This window comes from Mycobacterium heckeshornense, assembly GCF_016592155.1.
GTDB classification, from domain to species: domain Bacteria; phylum Actinomycetota; class Actinomycetes; order Mycobacteriales; family Mycobacteriaceae; genus Mycobacterium; species Mycobacterium heckeshornense.
The window spans coordinates 4,073,126-4,086,869 of sequence record NZ_AP024237.1 but is presented as its reverse complement, the minus strand read 5'-3'; the positions used below and the strand labels follow the sequence as shown (position 1 = coordinate 4,086,869).

Below are 13,744 nucleotides of genomic sequence, written 5' to 3'. Positions count from 1 at the left end.
GGGAAGTTAACGCTATGTCGCGTATTGGTAAGCAACCGATTCCGGTGCCCGCGGGCGTGGACGTGACAATCGACGGCCAAAACGTGTCGGTGAAAGGCCCGAAGGGCACACTGTCGTTAACCGTCGCGGAACCGATCACGGTGTCGCGCAACGAAGACGGCGCGATCGTGGTCAGCCGCCCCAACGACGAGCGACGCAGCCGCTCACTGCACGGGCTGTCGCGCACCCTGGTATCCAATTTGGTCACTGGTGTGACGCAGGGCTACACGACGAAAATGGAGATCTTCGGAGTGGGTTACCGCGTCCAACTGCGCGGCAACAACCTGGAATTCGCGCTGGGCTATAGCCACCCCGTGGTAGTCGAGGCGCCCGAAGGCATCACATTCGCCGTCGAATCGCCCACCAAATTCTCGATCTCCGGGATCGACAAGCAGAAGGTCGGCCAAATCTCTGCGAACATCCGCCGGTTGCGTCGCCCCGACCCGTACAAGGGCAAGGGTGTGCGCTACGAGGGCGAGCAGGTGCGCCGCAAGGTCGGAAAGACAGGGAAGTAGTCATGGCTGCAACACAATCGGGGAAGGCGCCCGGAAAGCCGGTGGGGCAGAGCGTCGCTGCAGCCCGGCGAGCCGCACGGCTACGCCGGCACGCGCGGCTGCGCAAAAAGATTTCGGGCACCCCGGAACGTCCGCGGCTGGTGGTTCACCGGTCCGCGCGGCACATCCACGTGCAGCTAGTCAACGACCTGAACGGCACCACCCTGGCGGCCGCCTCCTCGATCGAGCCCGACGTGCGCGGCGTGCAGGGTGACAAGAAGGCCCGCAGCGTGCGGGTCGGACAGCTGATTGCCGAGCGGGCCAAGGCCGCTGGGATCGAAACCGTGGTATTCGACCGCGGCGGGTACAAATACGGTGGTCGGATTGCGGCGCTGGCCGACGCGGCGCGGGAAAGCGGGTTGAAGTTCTAAATGGCTGACTTTGTGAACGAGACTGGAAGGACTGCATCATGACGGAGCAGCCGACTTCGGGGGGTGGCGCTCCGGACACCGGCGGCGCGACCCGTGGCGAAGGACGAGCCGAAGGGCGCGAGAGCCGCAGGAGCCGCGAGAGCGGCCGGGCGCGCGAGCGGGACGGCGACAAAACCAACTACCTGGAACGAGTCGTCGCCATCAACCGCGTCTCCAAGGTGGTCAAGGGGGGTCGGCGGTTCAGCTTCACCGCACTGGTCATCGTCGGCGACGGCAACGGGATGGTCGGGGTCGGTTACGGCAAGGCCAAAGAAGTCCCCGCCGCGATCGCCAAAGGGGTCGAAGAGGCGCGCAAAAACTTCTTCCGGGTGCCGCTCATCGCCGGCACCATCACCCATCCCGTGCAGGGTGAGGCCGCCGCCGGGGTAGTGCTGCTGCGCCCCGCCAGCCCCGGTACCGGTGTGATCGCCGGGGGCGCCGCCCGGGCGGTACTGGAATGTGCTGGTGTACGGGACATTTTGGCCAAGTCACTGGGCAGCGATAATGCAATCAATGTGGTGCACGCCACGGTGGCCGCACTGAAGATGCTGCAGCGGCCCGAGGAGGTCGCCGCTCGCCGCGGGCTGCCGATCGAAGACGTCGCACCGTCCCGCATGCTCAAGGCGCGCCGCGAAAGCGAAGCATTGGCAGCGAGCGCGCCACGTGAGGGAACGGCATAGCCATGGCTCAGCTAAAGATCACACAGGTACGCAGCGCTATCGGCGCCCGCTGGAAGCAGCGGGAAAGCTTGCGCACCTTGGGCTTACGGCGGATCCGCCATTCGGTGATCCGCGACGATAACCCGCAGACCCGGGGGCTGATCGCGGTGGTGCGTCACCTCGTCGAGGTACAGCCCGTCGAGGTGACAGGCGGAGGTAAGAAGAAATGACGATCAAACTTCACGACCTGCGGCCTGCTCCGGGGGCGAAAACCAAACGAACCCGCGTCGGTCGCGGCGACGGCTCCAAGGGCAAGACCGCCGGGCGCGGCACCAAGGGCACCAAGGCCCGTAAGAAGGTGGCCGTCACCTTCGAGGGCGGCCAGATGCCCATCCACATGCGGCTACCGAAGTTGAGGGGCTTCCGTAACCGCTTTCGCACCGAATACGAGATCGTCAACGTCGGTGACATCAACCGGCTCTTCCCAGAGGGCGGCGCCATCGGGGTCGACGACCTCGTGGCAAAAGGAGCCGTTCGCAAGAACTCGCTGGTGAAAGTGCTCGGTGACGGCAAGCTGACCGTGAAGGTCGACGTGACCGCACACAAATTCAGCGGCAGCGCCCGTGAGAAGATCACGGCCGCGGGTGGTTCGGTTACCGAACTCTAGCGCGAGCAGACGCGTCGGACCGGCTGCCTTGCAGCCCTTCGGTGAAAGACATCCGGTTGCCCAGGGCTGTGCACGCCAGTGGAATCAGCCCGGGAATCGAGGCCGGGAACCTCACCCTGCCACCGTATGGGCGATCAACGGCGGAGCCGCAGCGGGCATCGGTACGCTCGATTCATGTTAAGTTTTCTGCCTGGCGTTCCCGGCATCGATGACGTGCGGGCTTTGGCTCGCCGCGTCGATACCGTCCGCCACCACGGGGTGCCGAATGGCTGCGTGCTGGAATTCGACCTGCAATCTGTGCCGCCCGAAACCGGGGGCTTCGACCCGCTGACGGTTATTACCGGAAGTGGCCGGCCGCTGACCCTTCGCGAAGCCGTGGACGCGATCCACCGTGCCGCCGAGGACCGGCGAATAGCAGGATTGATTGCGCGCGTTCAGCTTCCACCCGCCCCAGCCGGCCCGGTTCAAGAGTTGCGGGAGGCCATCGCGGCCTTCACCGCGGTAAAGCCATCGGTGGCGTGGGCTGAGACCTATCCCGGAACGTTGTCCTACTATCTGGCATCGGCGTTCAGCGAAGTCTGGATGCAATCGTCGGGGACAGTCGGGCTAGTCGGCTTCGCCACCAATGCCCTCTTTCTGCGGGACGCCCTGGAGAAGGCCGGTATCGAGGCGCAGGTCGTCGCCAGGGGCGAATACAAGGCTGCGGCGAACCGTTTTACCCAAGACGGTTACACCGCTGCTCATCGTGAAGCCGACGCCCGGCTGATCGAGAGCTTGTATGGTCAGGTGCGACAGGCGGTCGCCGCGTCGCGCAAGCTCGAGCCCGAAGCCGTCGACGCATTAGCCGACCGGGCGCCGCTGTTGCGTGACGACGCGGTAGCCGCGGGTCTGGTCGACCGTATCGGCTTCCGCGACGAGGCGTATGCCCGTATCGCTCAACTCGTTGGTGCAGAGGGGATTTCACCGGAAACCGGAGATGCCGACACGGACGAAAAAGCACCGCCGCGGCTGTATCTGGCGCGCTATGCCCGTGCGAGCGGGCCGCGGCTGACCCCTCCGGCGCCACCGATTCCCGGCCGCAAACCCAAGCCCATCGTTGCCGTCGTCACCGTGTCCGGTCACATCCTCAGCGGGCGCGGCGGCCCTGGGCTGTTGCCCTGGGGTCCCTCCACCGCCGGCGCCGACGCCATCGCCGCCGCGCTTCGGGAGGCGGCGGCGGCTGATTCGGTATCGGCGATAGTGCTGCGAGTCGACAGCCCCGGCGGCACGGTCCATGCGGCGGAAACCATCTGGCGCGCGGTGGGCAAGGCCCGGGAGCGGGGCAAGCCCGTCGTGGCATCCATGGGCGCGGTCGCGGCCTCCGGCGGGTACTACATTTCGACCGCCGCCGACGCGATCGTGGCCAACCCGGGCACCATCACCGGTTCGATCGGCGTGATGGCCGGAAAGCTGGTGGCCCGCGACCTGAAGAACAGGCTGGGCCTTAGAACCGACGCCGTACGCACCAACGCCAATGCCGACGCCGAGTCGATCGACACACCGTTTACTCCCGAACAACGCGCCAAGGTCGAGGCCGAAGCCGACCTGTGCTACACCGACTTCGTGCAGCGTGTGGCCGAGGGCCGCAAGATGAGCACAGCGGCGGTGGATGCCGTTGCGCAGGGCCGGATCTGGACTGGCGAAGACGCGCTTGAGCGGGGCTTGGTCGACGAACTCGGCGGGCTACGAACGGCGTTGCGGCGCGCCAAGATCCTGTCCGGCCTCGATGAGGACGCCGACGTGCGTGTCGTCAGCTACCCGGGCTCGGCGCTGTGGGAATTTCTGCGGCCGCGTCCGTCGTCGCAGCCGGCAGCGGTGTCGCTGGCGGACACGGTCGCCACACTGCTGAGCCGGTCGGTGGCCCGGGTCATCGAGCAAAGTGAGCGCGCGCTGAGCGGTGCCAACGCGCTGTGGCTGGGAGAAACACGGTTCTAGGCCCGCAGTCTGCCGCTTACGAAAATGATTTCGCCGAGCGGATCGTCGTCTTCGGCCGCGGGGACATCGAATCCGTCGCGCACAAACAGTTGCGTGCGGGACACGCTGCTCATGTCCCATCCCTTGCCCTCGAGGTAGTCGACGACGTGACTGCGTTCGCCGGCGTACACCAGCGACGGCATGTCGATGTCGACGCCGTGGTCACGAAGCGGGCGGGACAGCTCGCGGGCCCGGTCGGGGTCGAAATCCTTGATGCCAGGGACATATTCGGTGGCGATAGTGCTCCCCGGCACACTGAGTGCGGTGATGTTGTCGAACAGTCGGTCCTGGGCCTGAGCAGGCAAATAGATCAGCAGACCCTCGGCGAGCCAAACGGTGGGCACCGTGGGATCCAGGCCGGCCGCCCGCAACGCAGCAGGCCAATCTGACCGTAAGTCGATACCGACGGTGCGCCGCGTCGCTGTCGGCTTGGCACCGAGACCGGCCAGCGTGGCCGTCTTGAAGTCGATCACTTGCGGCTGGTCGACCTCGTAGACCACTGTGTCCACGGGCCAGGCCAGCCGGTAGGCGCGTGCATCGAGCCCCGCGGCCAGAATCACCGCCTGACGCACGCCGGCGTTCATGGCTTCGATGACATGGCCGTCGAAATACCTCGTGCGCACTGCGATCCCGTCGATCATGGCCTGCATCCGCGCGGGCGAGGCGTCCTCGATCTCCGACAAGTCGAGCACGCCGTCGATCATCTTGACGAAGAACTCCAAGCCCACCGCGCGCACGAGTGGCGCGGCGAACGGATCATCGATGAGACCGCTGTTGGTGGCCAGCGCGCGTCCCGCCGCGATCATCGTCGCGGTTGCGCCGACGCTGGAAGCCAGATCCCACGTATCGTCATCTGTTCGTGCCACCGGCACACCTACCCGAGCGTGCCGCTGACGTAGTGCCGGTCGGCAAACGGTATGTCGTTGTCGTCGACGGGCGGAAGCCCGTTGGCGGCGAACAGATCCCGGATGCTGGTCCCGGTTAGCTGCCAGCCGTGGTCGGCCAGGTACTGGGCGGCCTCGTTGCGGTCGCCGAAGTAGATCAGCTCGGTCATATCGAGGTCCAGGCCGTGTTCACGCCAGCGCTGGGAAATGGTTCGCATCCGCTCCTTCATCCGCTCCACGGCAGCCGGATCCCGGTTAGGCCCGCTTTCGGTGGCAATCCGGCTGCCGGGCGCGCTGAGCGTGGTGATCGTGTCCAACAGACGGTCCTGGGCTTCGGGCGGCAAGTAGCCCAGCAACCCCTCGGCGCTCCAGGCCGTCGGCTTGTCCGGGTCGAAGCCCGCCGCGCGCAGCGCCGTCGGCCAGTCGTCGCGCAAATCGATCGCGACCGCGCGCCGAAACGCCGTGGGTTTGACGCCCAGCTCGGCAAGGGTCCGGGATTTGAACTCGATGACCTGTGGCTGGTCGATCTCGTACACCGTGGTGCCGGCCGGCCAGGGCAGTCGGTAGGCCCGCGAGTCCAATCCGGCAGCCAGGATCACCGCCTGCGTGATGCCGGCGTTGGTCGCGTCGAGGAAGAACTCGTCGAAGAACTTGGTGCGGACCGCCATGTTGTCGGCCATGCGGTTGGCGCCCGCGCCGTCCTCGAGATCGGCGGGGGTCAACTCGCCGCTGGCCAGCCGGGTGAACAGATCGATGCCCACAGCGCGGACCAGCGGCTCGGCGAACGGATCGTTGATCAGCGGACGGTCCGCCTTTGTCGCCATCGCGCGGCCAGTCGCGACCATCGTCGCGGTTGCGCCCACGCTCGAGGCCAGGTCCCAGGTGTCATTGTCGGTGCGCGTCATCATTCAACCTCCCATCGTTACTTAGCCAATATAACAAACTTGGGCCGTTACTGCTTGCCATGGCCGCTCGGGCGCGCCAGGCTGTGGCCATGGCGTACGCGGTGGCGGGCAAGCGGGTACTGCTCACCGGCGCCTCGTCCGGTGTGGGGGCCGCGCTGGCCCGGCGGTTGGCAGCCCGCGGCGCGGTGGTCGGGCTGATCGCCCGCCGCTCTCGGCGTCTCGCCGAGGTCCTGGCCGACTGCCGCAGGACGTCGGCTGCGTCGACGATGTGGGTGGCCGATCTGGCCGAGACCACCAAGGTCGGCCAGCTGGCCCTGGAGGCGTGGGAGACCCTCGGCGGTATCGACGTGTTGGTCAACAACGCCGCAATTCCCAAGCGGCGCGTCGTCACCGTCTTGGACCCCGCCGAGGTGGAGGCCGTCATGCGGGTCAACTTCTTCGCGCCGATGCGGCTCAGCCTGGCCGTGCTGCCGCGGATGCTGGAGCGTGGGACAGGCGTGATCGTCAACGTGGCCAGCGTGGGCGGCCGGCTCGGGATAGTCCACGAAGCCGCCTACTGCGCAAGCAAGTTCGCGCTCTGCGGGTGGAGCGAGTCAATGGCCGTCGATCTGCAGGGGACCGGGGTAACAGTCAAGCTGATTCAGCCCGGACCGGTCGACACCGAGATCTGGGACCAGCCCGGCAACGAAGAACCGCTCTATCACGGCCCGAAGGTTCTGGCCGATGAGGTGGCGGACGGGATTATCGCCGCGCTGGGCAGCGACCGCTTCGAGCACTATCTGCCCGACATGAAGGCGGTGGTTGACGCCAAAAACGCCGACGTCGACGCGTACCTCGCCGGTGCAGCCGCAATGGCACGCCGATGAAGGCACTGGTTTTCGGCGTTTCGCCGGCGCCGTTCGACGGGTCCGACGACGCGCTCGCGCGCAGTCCTGTTGCGCTGCAAGACATTCCAGATCCTCGGCTGCTGCACGATGACTGGGTAATCACTCGGCCGAGGCTGACCGGGATCTGCGGGTCCGATGCCAAGCAGATCCTGCTCGACTTCGGCGAAGGTGATACCGACAACGCGTTGGCCGCTTTCTGCTCGTTCCCGCAAGTTATGGGCCACGAGGTGGTGGCCGACGTGGTGGCGGTCGGGCCGAAGGCGTGCGGCCTGGACGTCGGTCAACGCGTGGTGCTGAACCCGTGGCTATCCTGCGGCCCGCGCGGCGTCGAACCACCGTGCCCGGCGTGTCAAGCCGGCGACTACAGCCTGTGCTGGAGTTTCTGCGACGGCGACATCAAACCGGGTATCCACACCGGGGTATCGGCCGACGTGACCGGCGGCTACGCCGAGCTCATGCCTGCTCACGACAGCATGCTGTTTGCGGTGCCCGACTCGGTGCCCGATGAGCTGGCCGTGTTCGCTGACCCGTGTTCGGTGTCGCTGCACGCGATTACCCGCCATCCGCCGCCTTCGTCTGGCCGGGTCCTGGTGTATGGCGCCGGTTCGCTGGGGTTGTGCGCCGTCGCCCTGTTGCGGGCGCTCTACCCCGACGTGGCGGTGGCGGTGGTGGCGCGTTTCGACGCCCAGGCAGAACTGGCCCGCCGGTTCGGCGCCGCCAAAGTGCTGGCTCACGAGCCACGACTGGCCGTGATCGAGGAGCTGGTGGCATGGGGAGGTGGTCGGCTGCACCAGCCCCTGCAAGGCCTGCCGATGGCGTTTCCCGGAGCCGTCGACGTCGTCTACGACACCGTCGGCAAACCGGAGACTTTCGAAGTCGGGGTCCGCGTGCTGAGGGCGCGCGGAACGTTGGTGAAGGCGGGCGTGCATGCGCCAGGCCGCTGGGAGTGGAGCCCTCTGTATTTCAAGGAGATCAGCTGGGTGGGTTCCAACGCCTTCGGCATCGAGGAGCTCGGCGGCGAACGCAAGCACGCGATCGCGCACTATCTCGACCTGGCCGCCGCAGGCCGTATCGACTTGCGGCCCATGCTTACTCACACGTTTCGGCTCGAGCAGTGGCGCGAAGCCTTCCTGGCGATCGCGAACCAAGGCGAAAGCCGCGCGGTCAAGGTCGCTTTCGACCAGCGCTAGGAGTTACGGGTCGCCCGATAGTAGGTGAGGCGTCCGACGAAGCGTTGTCGATGGGTGGCGACCTCGGCGCAGTCGAACCCGGCCGTGCGCAGCAGCCGGGGAATCGAGTCGCCGAGGTTGCCGGCGACGTGGCGGCTGCGCAACATCTTGCGGGCCGCCAGGCCATCGCGGGCGGTCATATCGCCGCCGACGTCCACCAGATGCAGTCTGCCGCCGGGGCGCAGGACCCGGAATACCTCAGCTGCCGCATCGGCTTTCACGTCGTCGTCCAGATGGTGCAGCATCATTGACGACAGCACCCGGTCGAACTCGCCGTCGGCGTAGGGCAGGCTTTGGGCATAGGCACGGTCGAAGCTAATCCCGCTGAGGCCGCGTGCTTTTCGTCGCGCCCTGGCGAGGGCTAGCGGGTCAGGGTCGCAGCCGACGAGTTCTATCGCAGGATGACCTCGTTTGGCCCGGATACTGACATTTCCTGTGCCGCAGCCGATTTCCAGGACGCGGTGAGCATCGCCGAGTTCAGCCTGGGAGATGAGGGCGTCGTAAACCGGATTCATGCCGAATAGGCGAGCTATGAGGTCGTAGCCCGGCAACAGCAGGTCGTGGCCGGCGCCGGGAACGTAATCGTGCTGGCCGCCGATCGCCCGGATGGCGGAATGCAGACGATGTTCGGTCATAGCATGATGGTGAATGACTAGTGCCCAAAGTGATTGGGTAATCGTTCGTGAAACTAGGACTATCTTTGGCATAATGACGCAAGCAGCCCGATTGGTGCGCCATCGCGGGGGCGTACCCGTGTATGGGTACCGCAGTGACGTGGATACACCTCCGGTGTCGGTGTTCCGGGAGGGCCGCGACGACGTGCGTGAACGTGGTCGCCACATTCACGACTTCCCGGCGTTGTGGTACGCGCGGCCGGCTGGCCTGGTGTATGTCGTGGCGCCAGGCGAAGTGATCGACCCCGCACAGGTGGGCCCGGCGGACGGTGGGGTGGCGGTGTCGTTCGATCCCGCGGCGTTGGGCGGCGATGGGCGATCGCCGTGGCCGGCGTGGCGGGCGCACCCGCTGCTGTTCCCGTTCCTGCACGGACGGTCTGGCGGGCTGCTTTGTCTGGAGGTGCCCGCGGAGCGGCGACCGGCATGGGACACGACGATCGGGTCGATCGAAGCGGAACTGGCCATGCGGCAAGAGGGCTACCGACAGGCGGCGCTGGCGCATCTCACATTGCTGCTCATTGAGCTGGCACGGTTGGCCGCTGACGTGGTGGGCGATCTGCGACGCAGCGGCGAACCACTGCTGGCCGACGTGTTCGCTGTGATCGACCGCCGCCATGCCGAGCCGCTGTCGCTGCGCGATGTGGCGCACGAAATCGGCATGACACCCGGGCACTTGACGACCGTGGTGCGCCGGCGCACCGGGCGCACCGTGCAAGAGTGGATCATCGAGCGCCGCATGGCCGAAGCCCGCAAGCTTCTGACGGATACCGATCTGCCCGTCAGCGAGGTGGCCCGACGGGTCGGCATCGCAGATCCAGGCTATTTCAGCAGACTGTTCCGCCGCACCCACGGCGCTTCGCCGCGCAATTGGCGACGTCGATGAGACCTGGCTACATCGGGTTGGCCCGCAAATAGCCGTAGATCCCGGCAAATCCGGCGTTGACATCCTCAGGTATAGGCACTGGCCCGCCGAGAGCCCTTGCACCCCAGACGATTTGCGCTGTCCGCTCCACCAAAGCGGTGACGTGCAGCACGCGGTCTGGGCGGGGGCCGACCGCCACCAGACCATGATTGGCGATCAGCGCGGCCGCGCGGCCTTCCAGTGCCTTGACGGCATTCTGACCGACTTCGGGCGTGCCCGACGCGGCGTACTCCGTACAGCGGATGTCCCCGCCGCAGTAGACAGCGAACTCGTCGATACACGCGGGAATCGATTGATGGGCAATCGCGAACATCGTCGCCCACACCGGATGACTGTGGATCACACTGCCGATGTCGTCGAAAGCCTTGTAGCAGGCCAGGTGCAACTTCATCTCCGTCGACGGCGAGCGGCCGTCGGCCGCCTGCAGCACACCCCCGTCAGGGTCGACGACGACCAAATCGTCCAGCGTCATCTCCGCGTAGTCGACCGACGACGGCGTGATAACCAGATTTCCGTCCTCGCGGCGGGCCGAGATGTTGCCCGCGGTCCCCTCGACCAGCCCGCGCCGCAGCATGTCCTTGGCGGCGGCCAGCACCGCGGCCTCCGGATTGTCCACAAATTTCACCGACCCCATGGCCCCAGCACCTCCGGGTTGACGATATGCGCGGGTTTACGGCCTGACAGCAGCGCCTCCAGGTCGTCGGCCACCATCTGCGCCTGTCGCGCCTCAGTGTTCCACGTCGCTCCGCCAATGTGCGGCGTGAGCACGACATTGGGCATGCCCACCAGCGGGTGATCAACCGGCAGCCACTCACCGGCGAAGTGGTCCAAGCCGGCGGCCGCGACTTTACCGGTGCGCAGTGCGTCCACGAGCGCGTCGGTGTCGTGCAACTGTGCCCGCGCGGTGTTGAGGAACACCACACCGTCGCGCATCGCAGCGAACTGCTTGGCGCCGATCATGCCCACGGTCTCGTCGGTGACCGGTGCGTGCAACGACACGATGTCGGCCTCGGCGAGCAGTTCGTCGAGGCCGTGACAGGCCTCGTCGTTGTAGGGGTCGCAGGCGATCACTCGTACGCCCAGCCCTGACAGCCGCCACTTCACCGCTCGGCCCACCGCGCCCAGGCCGACGAGGCCTGCGGTCAAGCCGGCAATCTCCCACGCCCGAAACCGCTGATACGGGATGGTGCCGTCGCGGAACACCTGGCCGGCGCGCACGTCGGCGTCGGCGGCCAGCACGTGGCGGGTGGCGGCGAACAGCAGCGCCAGCGTCAGCTCGGCGACCCCCTCCGCGTTGCGGCCGGGAGTGAACAGCACCGGAACACCGGCCGCGGTGGCGCCGGGCACGTCGACATTGTTGGGATCCCCGCGGGTGGAGGCGATGGCGCGCAACCCTAGTTCGAACACCGGGCCACTGACCGAATCACTCTCCACCACAACGACATCGGCGCCCACCGAGGAGATCCGCTCGGCCAGTTGCTCGGCGGTGTAGATGCGCAGCGGCTTCTGGTCGATCCACGGGTCGTACACCACGTCGGCCAGCCGCCGCAACTTTTCGAACCCGTCGCCGCGCAACGGCGCTGTCACCAAAGCCCGAGTCACGATTGCCAATGCTGGCGTACGGTGACGCCCGTGTCACGCAAAGAGGTCACAATCGGCATCGACGTCGGCAGCACCGCAGTCAAAGCGGTGGCCGCCGACGCGGACGGCCGGGTGGTGGCCCGGACCCGGGTGCCGCACCAGCTGCGAGTGCCGGCACCCGACCGGCTAGAGCACGACGCCGACGAGGCCTGGCGGCGGGGTCCGCTGACCGCGCTGACTCGGCTGGCCCGCCCCGACGCGCGCGCGGTGGCCGTCTCGGCAATGGTGCCGTCGCTGACCGCGGTCGACTCGGCCGGCCGGCCGATTACGCCGGGACTGCTGTACGGCGACAGTCGGGGCCGGGTCCCCGCGGCTGCCGACCAGCCCTTCCCGCCGGTGGGCGAAGCGGCGGAGTTTTTGCGCTGGACCGCCGCCGCAGCACCGGACGCGGCCGGGTACTGGCCGGCACCCGCGGTCGCCAACTACGCCCTGGCCGGTGAAGCGGTGGTCGACTACGCGACCGCGTACACGACCGTTCCGCTGTTCGACGGCACGGGCTGGAGCGCCGACGCCTGCGACGAATGCGGTGTCGCGGTTGAGCGTATGCCCCTGGTCGAGGCGACCGGGGCGGCGGCGGGCCGCGTACGCGGCGGCGATGCCGTATTGGCCGTCGGCGCCATCGATGCGTTGTGTGAGCAGATCGTGGCCGGCGCCGACCAGGACGGCGACGTGCTGGTGCTGTGCGGCACGACCCTGATCGTGTGGACCACGATTCCCGAAGCCCGCCAAGTTCCGGGCCTGTGGACCATCCCCCACACGGCTGCCGGCAAGAGCCAGATCGGGGGCGCCAGCAACGCCGGCGGACTGTTCCTCGGCTGGGTGGATCGCCTTGTGGGACCGGGGGATCCGTCGACGGTCGATCCGCATCGGGTGCCAGTGTGGTCGCCGTATGTGCGCGGCGAACGCACCCCGCTGCACGATCCCGACCGCCGCTGCGTGCTCGACGGCCTAGACCTCACACACGACGCGGCCGCACTGCGGCGGGCAGCCTACGAGGCCTCGGCGTTCGTGGTCCGCCAGATCATCGACCTCGGTGGAGCGGCCACTGGGCGCATCGTGGCCGCCGGTGGCGGCACCCGGGTCCAGCCGTGGATGCAGGCCATCGCCGACGCCACCGGACGGCCGGTGCAGGTGTCGGCGGTCGCCGAGGGGGCGGCGCTGGGAGCGGCATTCCTGGCCCGGCTGGCCGTCGGCCTGGAGTCGTCGATAACCGACGCCGCGCGGTGGGCCGCCATCGAGCGCGTCGTCGAGCCCGATCCGGCGTGGGCCGCCGAGATCGAAGCCCGCTACCTCCGGTTTTTGGAGCTGGCCGACAAGCCGTCGCGGCCCAGCCGGTCTAGCGCAGTTCCGCGCTGACGTAGCTCATTTCACCGAACGCGGCCAGCACATCTTCGGGAAATTCGAAGCCGTTGCGCTCGTATAACTCTCGCGCCGGATATGCGGTCACCTGCCAGCCGTGACCAGTCAAGTAGTCCATCACGATGCTCCGTTCGCCCAGATAGAACAACTCGGACATGTCGATCTCCAGGCCGAGACGGTGCCACTGTTCGCTGAGACGTTGTGCCCGCTCGTCGGAGAAGGCGTTGCGTTCCGGGAAATGTTCGGTGGCCAGCCTGCTTCCGGGCGCGCTGAGCGTGGTGATGTTGTCGAAGAGCCGGTCCTGGGCCTCGGGCGGCAGATAGGGCAGTAGCCCTTCGGCGCTCCATGCGGCGGGCTGACTTGCGTCAAAACCGCTCTGCCGCAACGCGGTCGGCCAGTCGTCACGCAAGTCGATGCCCACCGTACGGCGCTCGGCGGTCGGCGTGGCGCCCAGATCGGCCAGGGTTCGCGTCTTGAACTCGATGACCTGCGGCTGGTCGATCTCGTAGACGACCGTGCCCGTCGGCCATCCCAGCCGATAGGCCCTGGTGTCCAACCCGGAGGCCAAAATCACGGCCTGGCGCACACCCGCTTCGGCGGCAGCACCGAAGAAGTCGTCGAAAAACCTTGTCCTGACGGCAATCCGTTCACACCTCGTCCTGCGGTTCATCAGCGGGTCATCGTCGACATCGAGCTCGCCGTCGATCAGGCGAACAAAGGGTTCGAGGCCGACCGCACGGACCAGCGGGTCGGCAAAAGGATCGTCGAGCAGCCGATCACGACCCTGCGAAGCCATCGCCCGCGAGGCGGCGACCAGGGTCGCGGTCACCCCCACGCTGGAGGCCAGGTCCCAACTGTCGTTTTCAGTGCGTGCCATCCGATACTCCTATTTGCTATTTGC

At 67.1% G+C, this 13,744-nt stretch carries 16 protein-coding genes; 10 read left to right on the top strand and 6 right to left on the bottom strand.

Features of this window, described 5'->3' with window-relative positions; all coding sequences use genetic code 11:
• The first annotated feature begins 14 nt into the window (after nt 1-14).
• From rplF to sppA, 6 genes are all read left to right on the top strand, one after another.
• Complete coding sequence (gene rplF, locus MHEC_RS19710; RefSeq protein ID WP_048890254.1) at nt 15-554, top strand: 50S ribosomal protein L6; 540 nt, start codon at nt 15-17, stop codon at nt 552-554.
• A gap of 41 nt (nt 555-595) precedes the next feature.
• Nucleotides 596-964, top strand: a complete 369-nt coding sequence (gene rplR, locus MHEC_RS19705; RefSeq protein WP_003920616.1) for a 50S ribosomal protein L18 — start codon at nt 596-598, stop codon at nt 962-964.
• A 38-nt stretch (nt 965-1,002) separates the two neighbouring features.
• A complete protein-coding gene (gene rpsE / locus MHEC_RS19700) occupies nt 1,003-1,683 on the top strand; it encodes a 30S ribosomal protein S5 (RefSeq protein ID WP_048890252.1) in 681 nt (226 codons plus the stop codon).
• A 2-nt stretch (nt 1,684-1,685) separates the two neighbouring features.
• Nucleotides 1,686-1,892: a 50S ribosomal protein L30 gene (gene rpmD / locus MHEC_RS19695; RefSeq protein WP_048890251.1), complete on the top strand. Its 207-nt coding sequence runs from the start codon at nt 1,686-1,688 to the stop codon at nt 1,890-1,892.
• Nucleotides 1,889-2,329: a 50S ribosomal protein L15 gene (rplO, locus tag MHEC_RS19690; RefSeq protein WP_048890250.1), complete on the top strand. Its 441-nt coding sequence runs from the start codon at nt 1,889-1,891 to the stop codon at nt 2,327-2,329. The genes rpmD and rplO overlap by 4 nt, the downstream gene beginning before the upstream one ends.
• Nucleotides 2,330-2,503: 174 nt before the next feature.
• On the top strand, nt 2,504-4,303 hold the full coding sequence (gene sppA / locus MHEC_RS19685) for a signal peptide peptidase SppA (RefSeq protein WP_048890366.1): 1,800 nt from the start codon (nt 2,504-2,506) through the stop codon (nt 4,301-4,303).
• Here sppA and MHEC_RS19680 read toward each other — a convergent pair.
• A complete protein-coding gene (locus tag MHEC_RS19680) occupies nt 4,300-5,208 on the bottom strand; it encodes an SAM-dependent methyltransferase (RefSeq protein ID WP_048890365.1) in 909 nt (302 codons plus the stop codon). The genes sppA and MHEC_RS19680 overlap by 4 nt on opposite strands.
• An 8-nt stretch (nt 5,209-5,216) precedes the next feature.
• Nucleotides 5,217-6,131 (bottom strand): class I SAM-dependent methyltransferase, encoded by a 915-nt coding sequence (locus tag MHEC_RS19675; protein WP_082169625.1) that lies wholly within the window; start codon nt 6,129-6,131, stop codon nt 5,217-5,219.
• Between the two features lie 101 nt (nt 6,132-6,232).
• On the opposite strand from MHEC_RS19675, the gene MHEC_RS19670 reads away from it, so the two are divergent.
• Nucleotides 6,233-6,997 (top strand): SDR family NAD(P)-dependent oxidoreductase, encoded by a 765-nt coding sequence (locus MHEC_RS19670; RefSeq protein ID WP_048890364.1) that lies wholly within the window; start codon nt 6,233-6,235, stop codon nt 6,995-6,997.
• Nucleotides 6,994-8,208 carry a zinc-dependent alcohol dehydrogenase gene (locus MHEC_RS19665; protein ID WP_048890248.1) on the top strand — a complete coding sequence of 405 codons (1,215 nt, stop codon included), beginning with the start codon at nt 6,994-6,996 and terminating at the stop codon, nt 8,206-8,208. The genes MHEC_RS19670 and MHEC_RS19665 overlap by 4 nt, the downstream gene beginning before the upstream one ends.
• Here MHEC_RS19665 and MHEC_RS19660 read toward each other — a convergent pair.
• A complete protein-coding gene (locus MHEC_RS19660) occupies nt 8,205-8,882 on the bottom strand; it encodes a class I SAM-dependent methyltransferase (RefSeq protein ID WP_048890247.1) in 678 nt (225 codons plus the stop codon). The two genes, MHEC_RS19665 and MHEC_RS19660, sit on opposite strands and share 4 nt — an antisense overlap.
• A gap of 73 nt (nt 8,883-8,955) precedes the next feature.
• On the opposite strand from MHEC_RS19660, the gene MHEC_RS19655 reads away from it, so the two are divergent.
• Nucleotides 8,956-9,804 carry a helix-turn-helix transcriptional regulator gene (locus MHEC_RS19655; protein ID WP_048890246.1) on the top strand — a complete coding sequence of 283 codons (849 nt, stop codon included), beginning with the start codon at nt 8,956-8,958 and terminating at the stop codon, nt 9,802-9,804.
• 7 nt (nt 9,805-9,811) lie between these two features.
• Here MHEC_RS19655 and MHEC_RS19650 read toward each other — a convergent pair whose 3' ends face one another.
• Together MHEC_RS19650 and MHEC_RS19645 are read right to left on the bottom strand one after the other, a co-directional pair.
• A complete protein-coding gene (locus MHEC_RS19650) occupies nt 9,812-10,468 on the bottom strand; it encodes an L-fuculose-phosphate aldolase (RefSeq protein WP_048890363.1) in 657 nt (218 codons plus the stop codon).
• Nucleotides 10,465-11,454, bottom strand: coding sequence for an NAD(P)-dependent oxidoreductase (locus MHEC_RS19645; protein ID WP_048890245.1), 990 nt, complete (start codon nt 11,452-11,454; stop codon nt 10,465-10,467). The genes MHEC_RS19650 and MHEC_RS19645 overlap by 4 nt, the downstream gene beginning before the upstream one ends.
• Nucleotides 11,455-11,475: 21 nt before the next feature.
• On the opposite strand from MHEC_RS19645, the gene MHEC_RS19640 reads away from it, so the two are divergent.
• On the top strand, nt 11,476-12,840 hold the full coding sequence (locus tag MHEC_RS19640; RefSeq protein ID WP_048890362.1) for a xylulokinase: 1,365 nt from the start codon (nt 11,476-11,478) through the stop codon (nt 12,838-12,840).
• Here MHEC_RS19640 and MHEC_RS19635 read toward each other — a convergent pair.
• Nucleotides 12,821-13,720 (bottom strand): class I SAM-dependent methyltransferase, encoded by a 900-nt coding sequence (locus MHEC_RS19635; RefSeq protein ID WP_048890244.1) that lies wholly within the window; start codon nt 13,718-13,720, stop codon nt 12,821-12,823. The genes MHEC_RS19640 and MHEC_RS19635 overlap by 20 nt on opposite strands.
• Between the last annotated feature and the right edge of the window lie 24 nt (nt 13,721-13,744).

Excerpts from the sequence above, each read along its gene's own strand:
- rplF (WP_048890254.1), top strand. The coding sequence starts at position 15 with ATGTCGCGTATTGGTAAGCAACCGATTCCGGTGCCCGCGGGCGTGGAC.
- rpsE (WP_048890252.1), top strand. The coding sequence starts at position 1,003 with ATGACGGAGCAGCCGACTTCGGGGGGTGGCGCTCCGGACACCGGCGGC.
- rpmD (WP_048890251.1), top strand. The coding sequence starts at position 1,686 with ATGGCTCAGCTAAAGATCACACAGGTACGCAGCGCTATCGGCGCCCGC.
- rplO (WP_048890250.1), top strand. The coding sequence starts at position 1,889 with ATGACGATCAAACTTCACGACCTGCGGCCTGCTCCGGGGGCGAAAACC.
- sppA (WP_048890366.1), top strand. The coding sequence starts at position 2,504 with ATGTTAAGTTTTCTGCCTGGCGTTCCCGGCATCGATGACGTGCGGGCT.
- MHEC_RS19675 (WP_082169625.1), bottom strand. The coding sequence starts at position 6,131 with ATGACGCGCACCGACAATGACACCTGGGACCTGGCCTCGAGCGTGGGC.
- MHEC_RS19665 (WP_048890248.1), top strand. The coding sequence starts at position 6,994 with ATGAAGGCACTGGTTTTCGGCGTTTCGCCGGCGCCGTTCGACGGGTCC.
- MHEC_RS19660 (WP_048890247.1), bottom strand. The coding sequence starts at position 8,882 with ATGACCGAACATCGTCTGCATTCCGCCATCCGGGCGATCGGCGGCCAG.
- MHEC_RS19655 (WP_048890246.1), top strand. The coding sequence starts at position 8,956 with ATGACGCAAGCAGCCCGATTGGTGCGCCATCGCGGGGGCGTACCCGTG.
- MHEC_RS19635 (WP_048890244.1), bottom strand. The coding sequence starts at position 13,720 with ATGGCACGCACTGAAAACGACAGTTGGGACCTGGCCTCCAGCGTGGGG.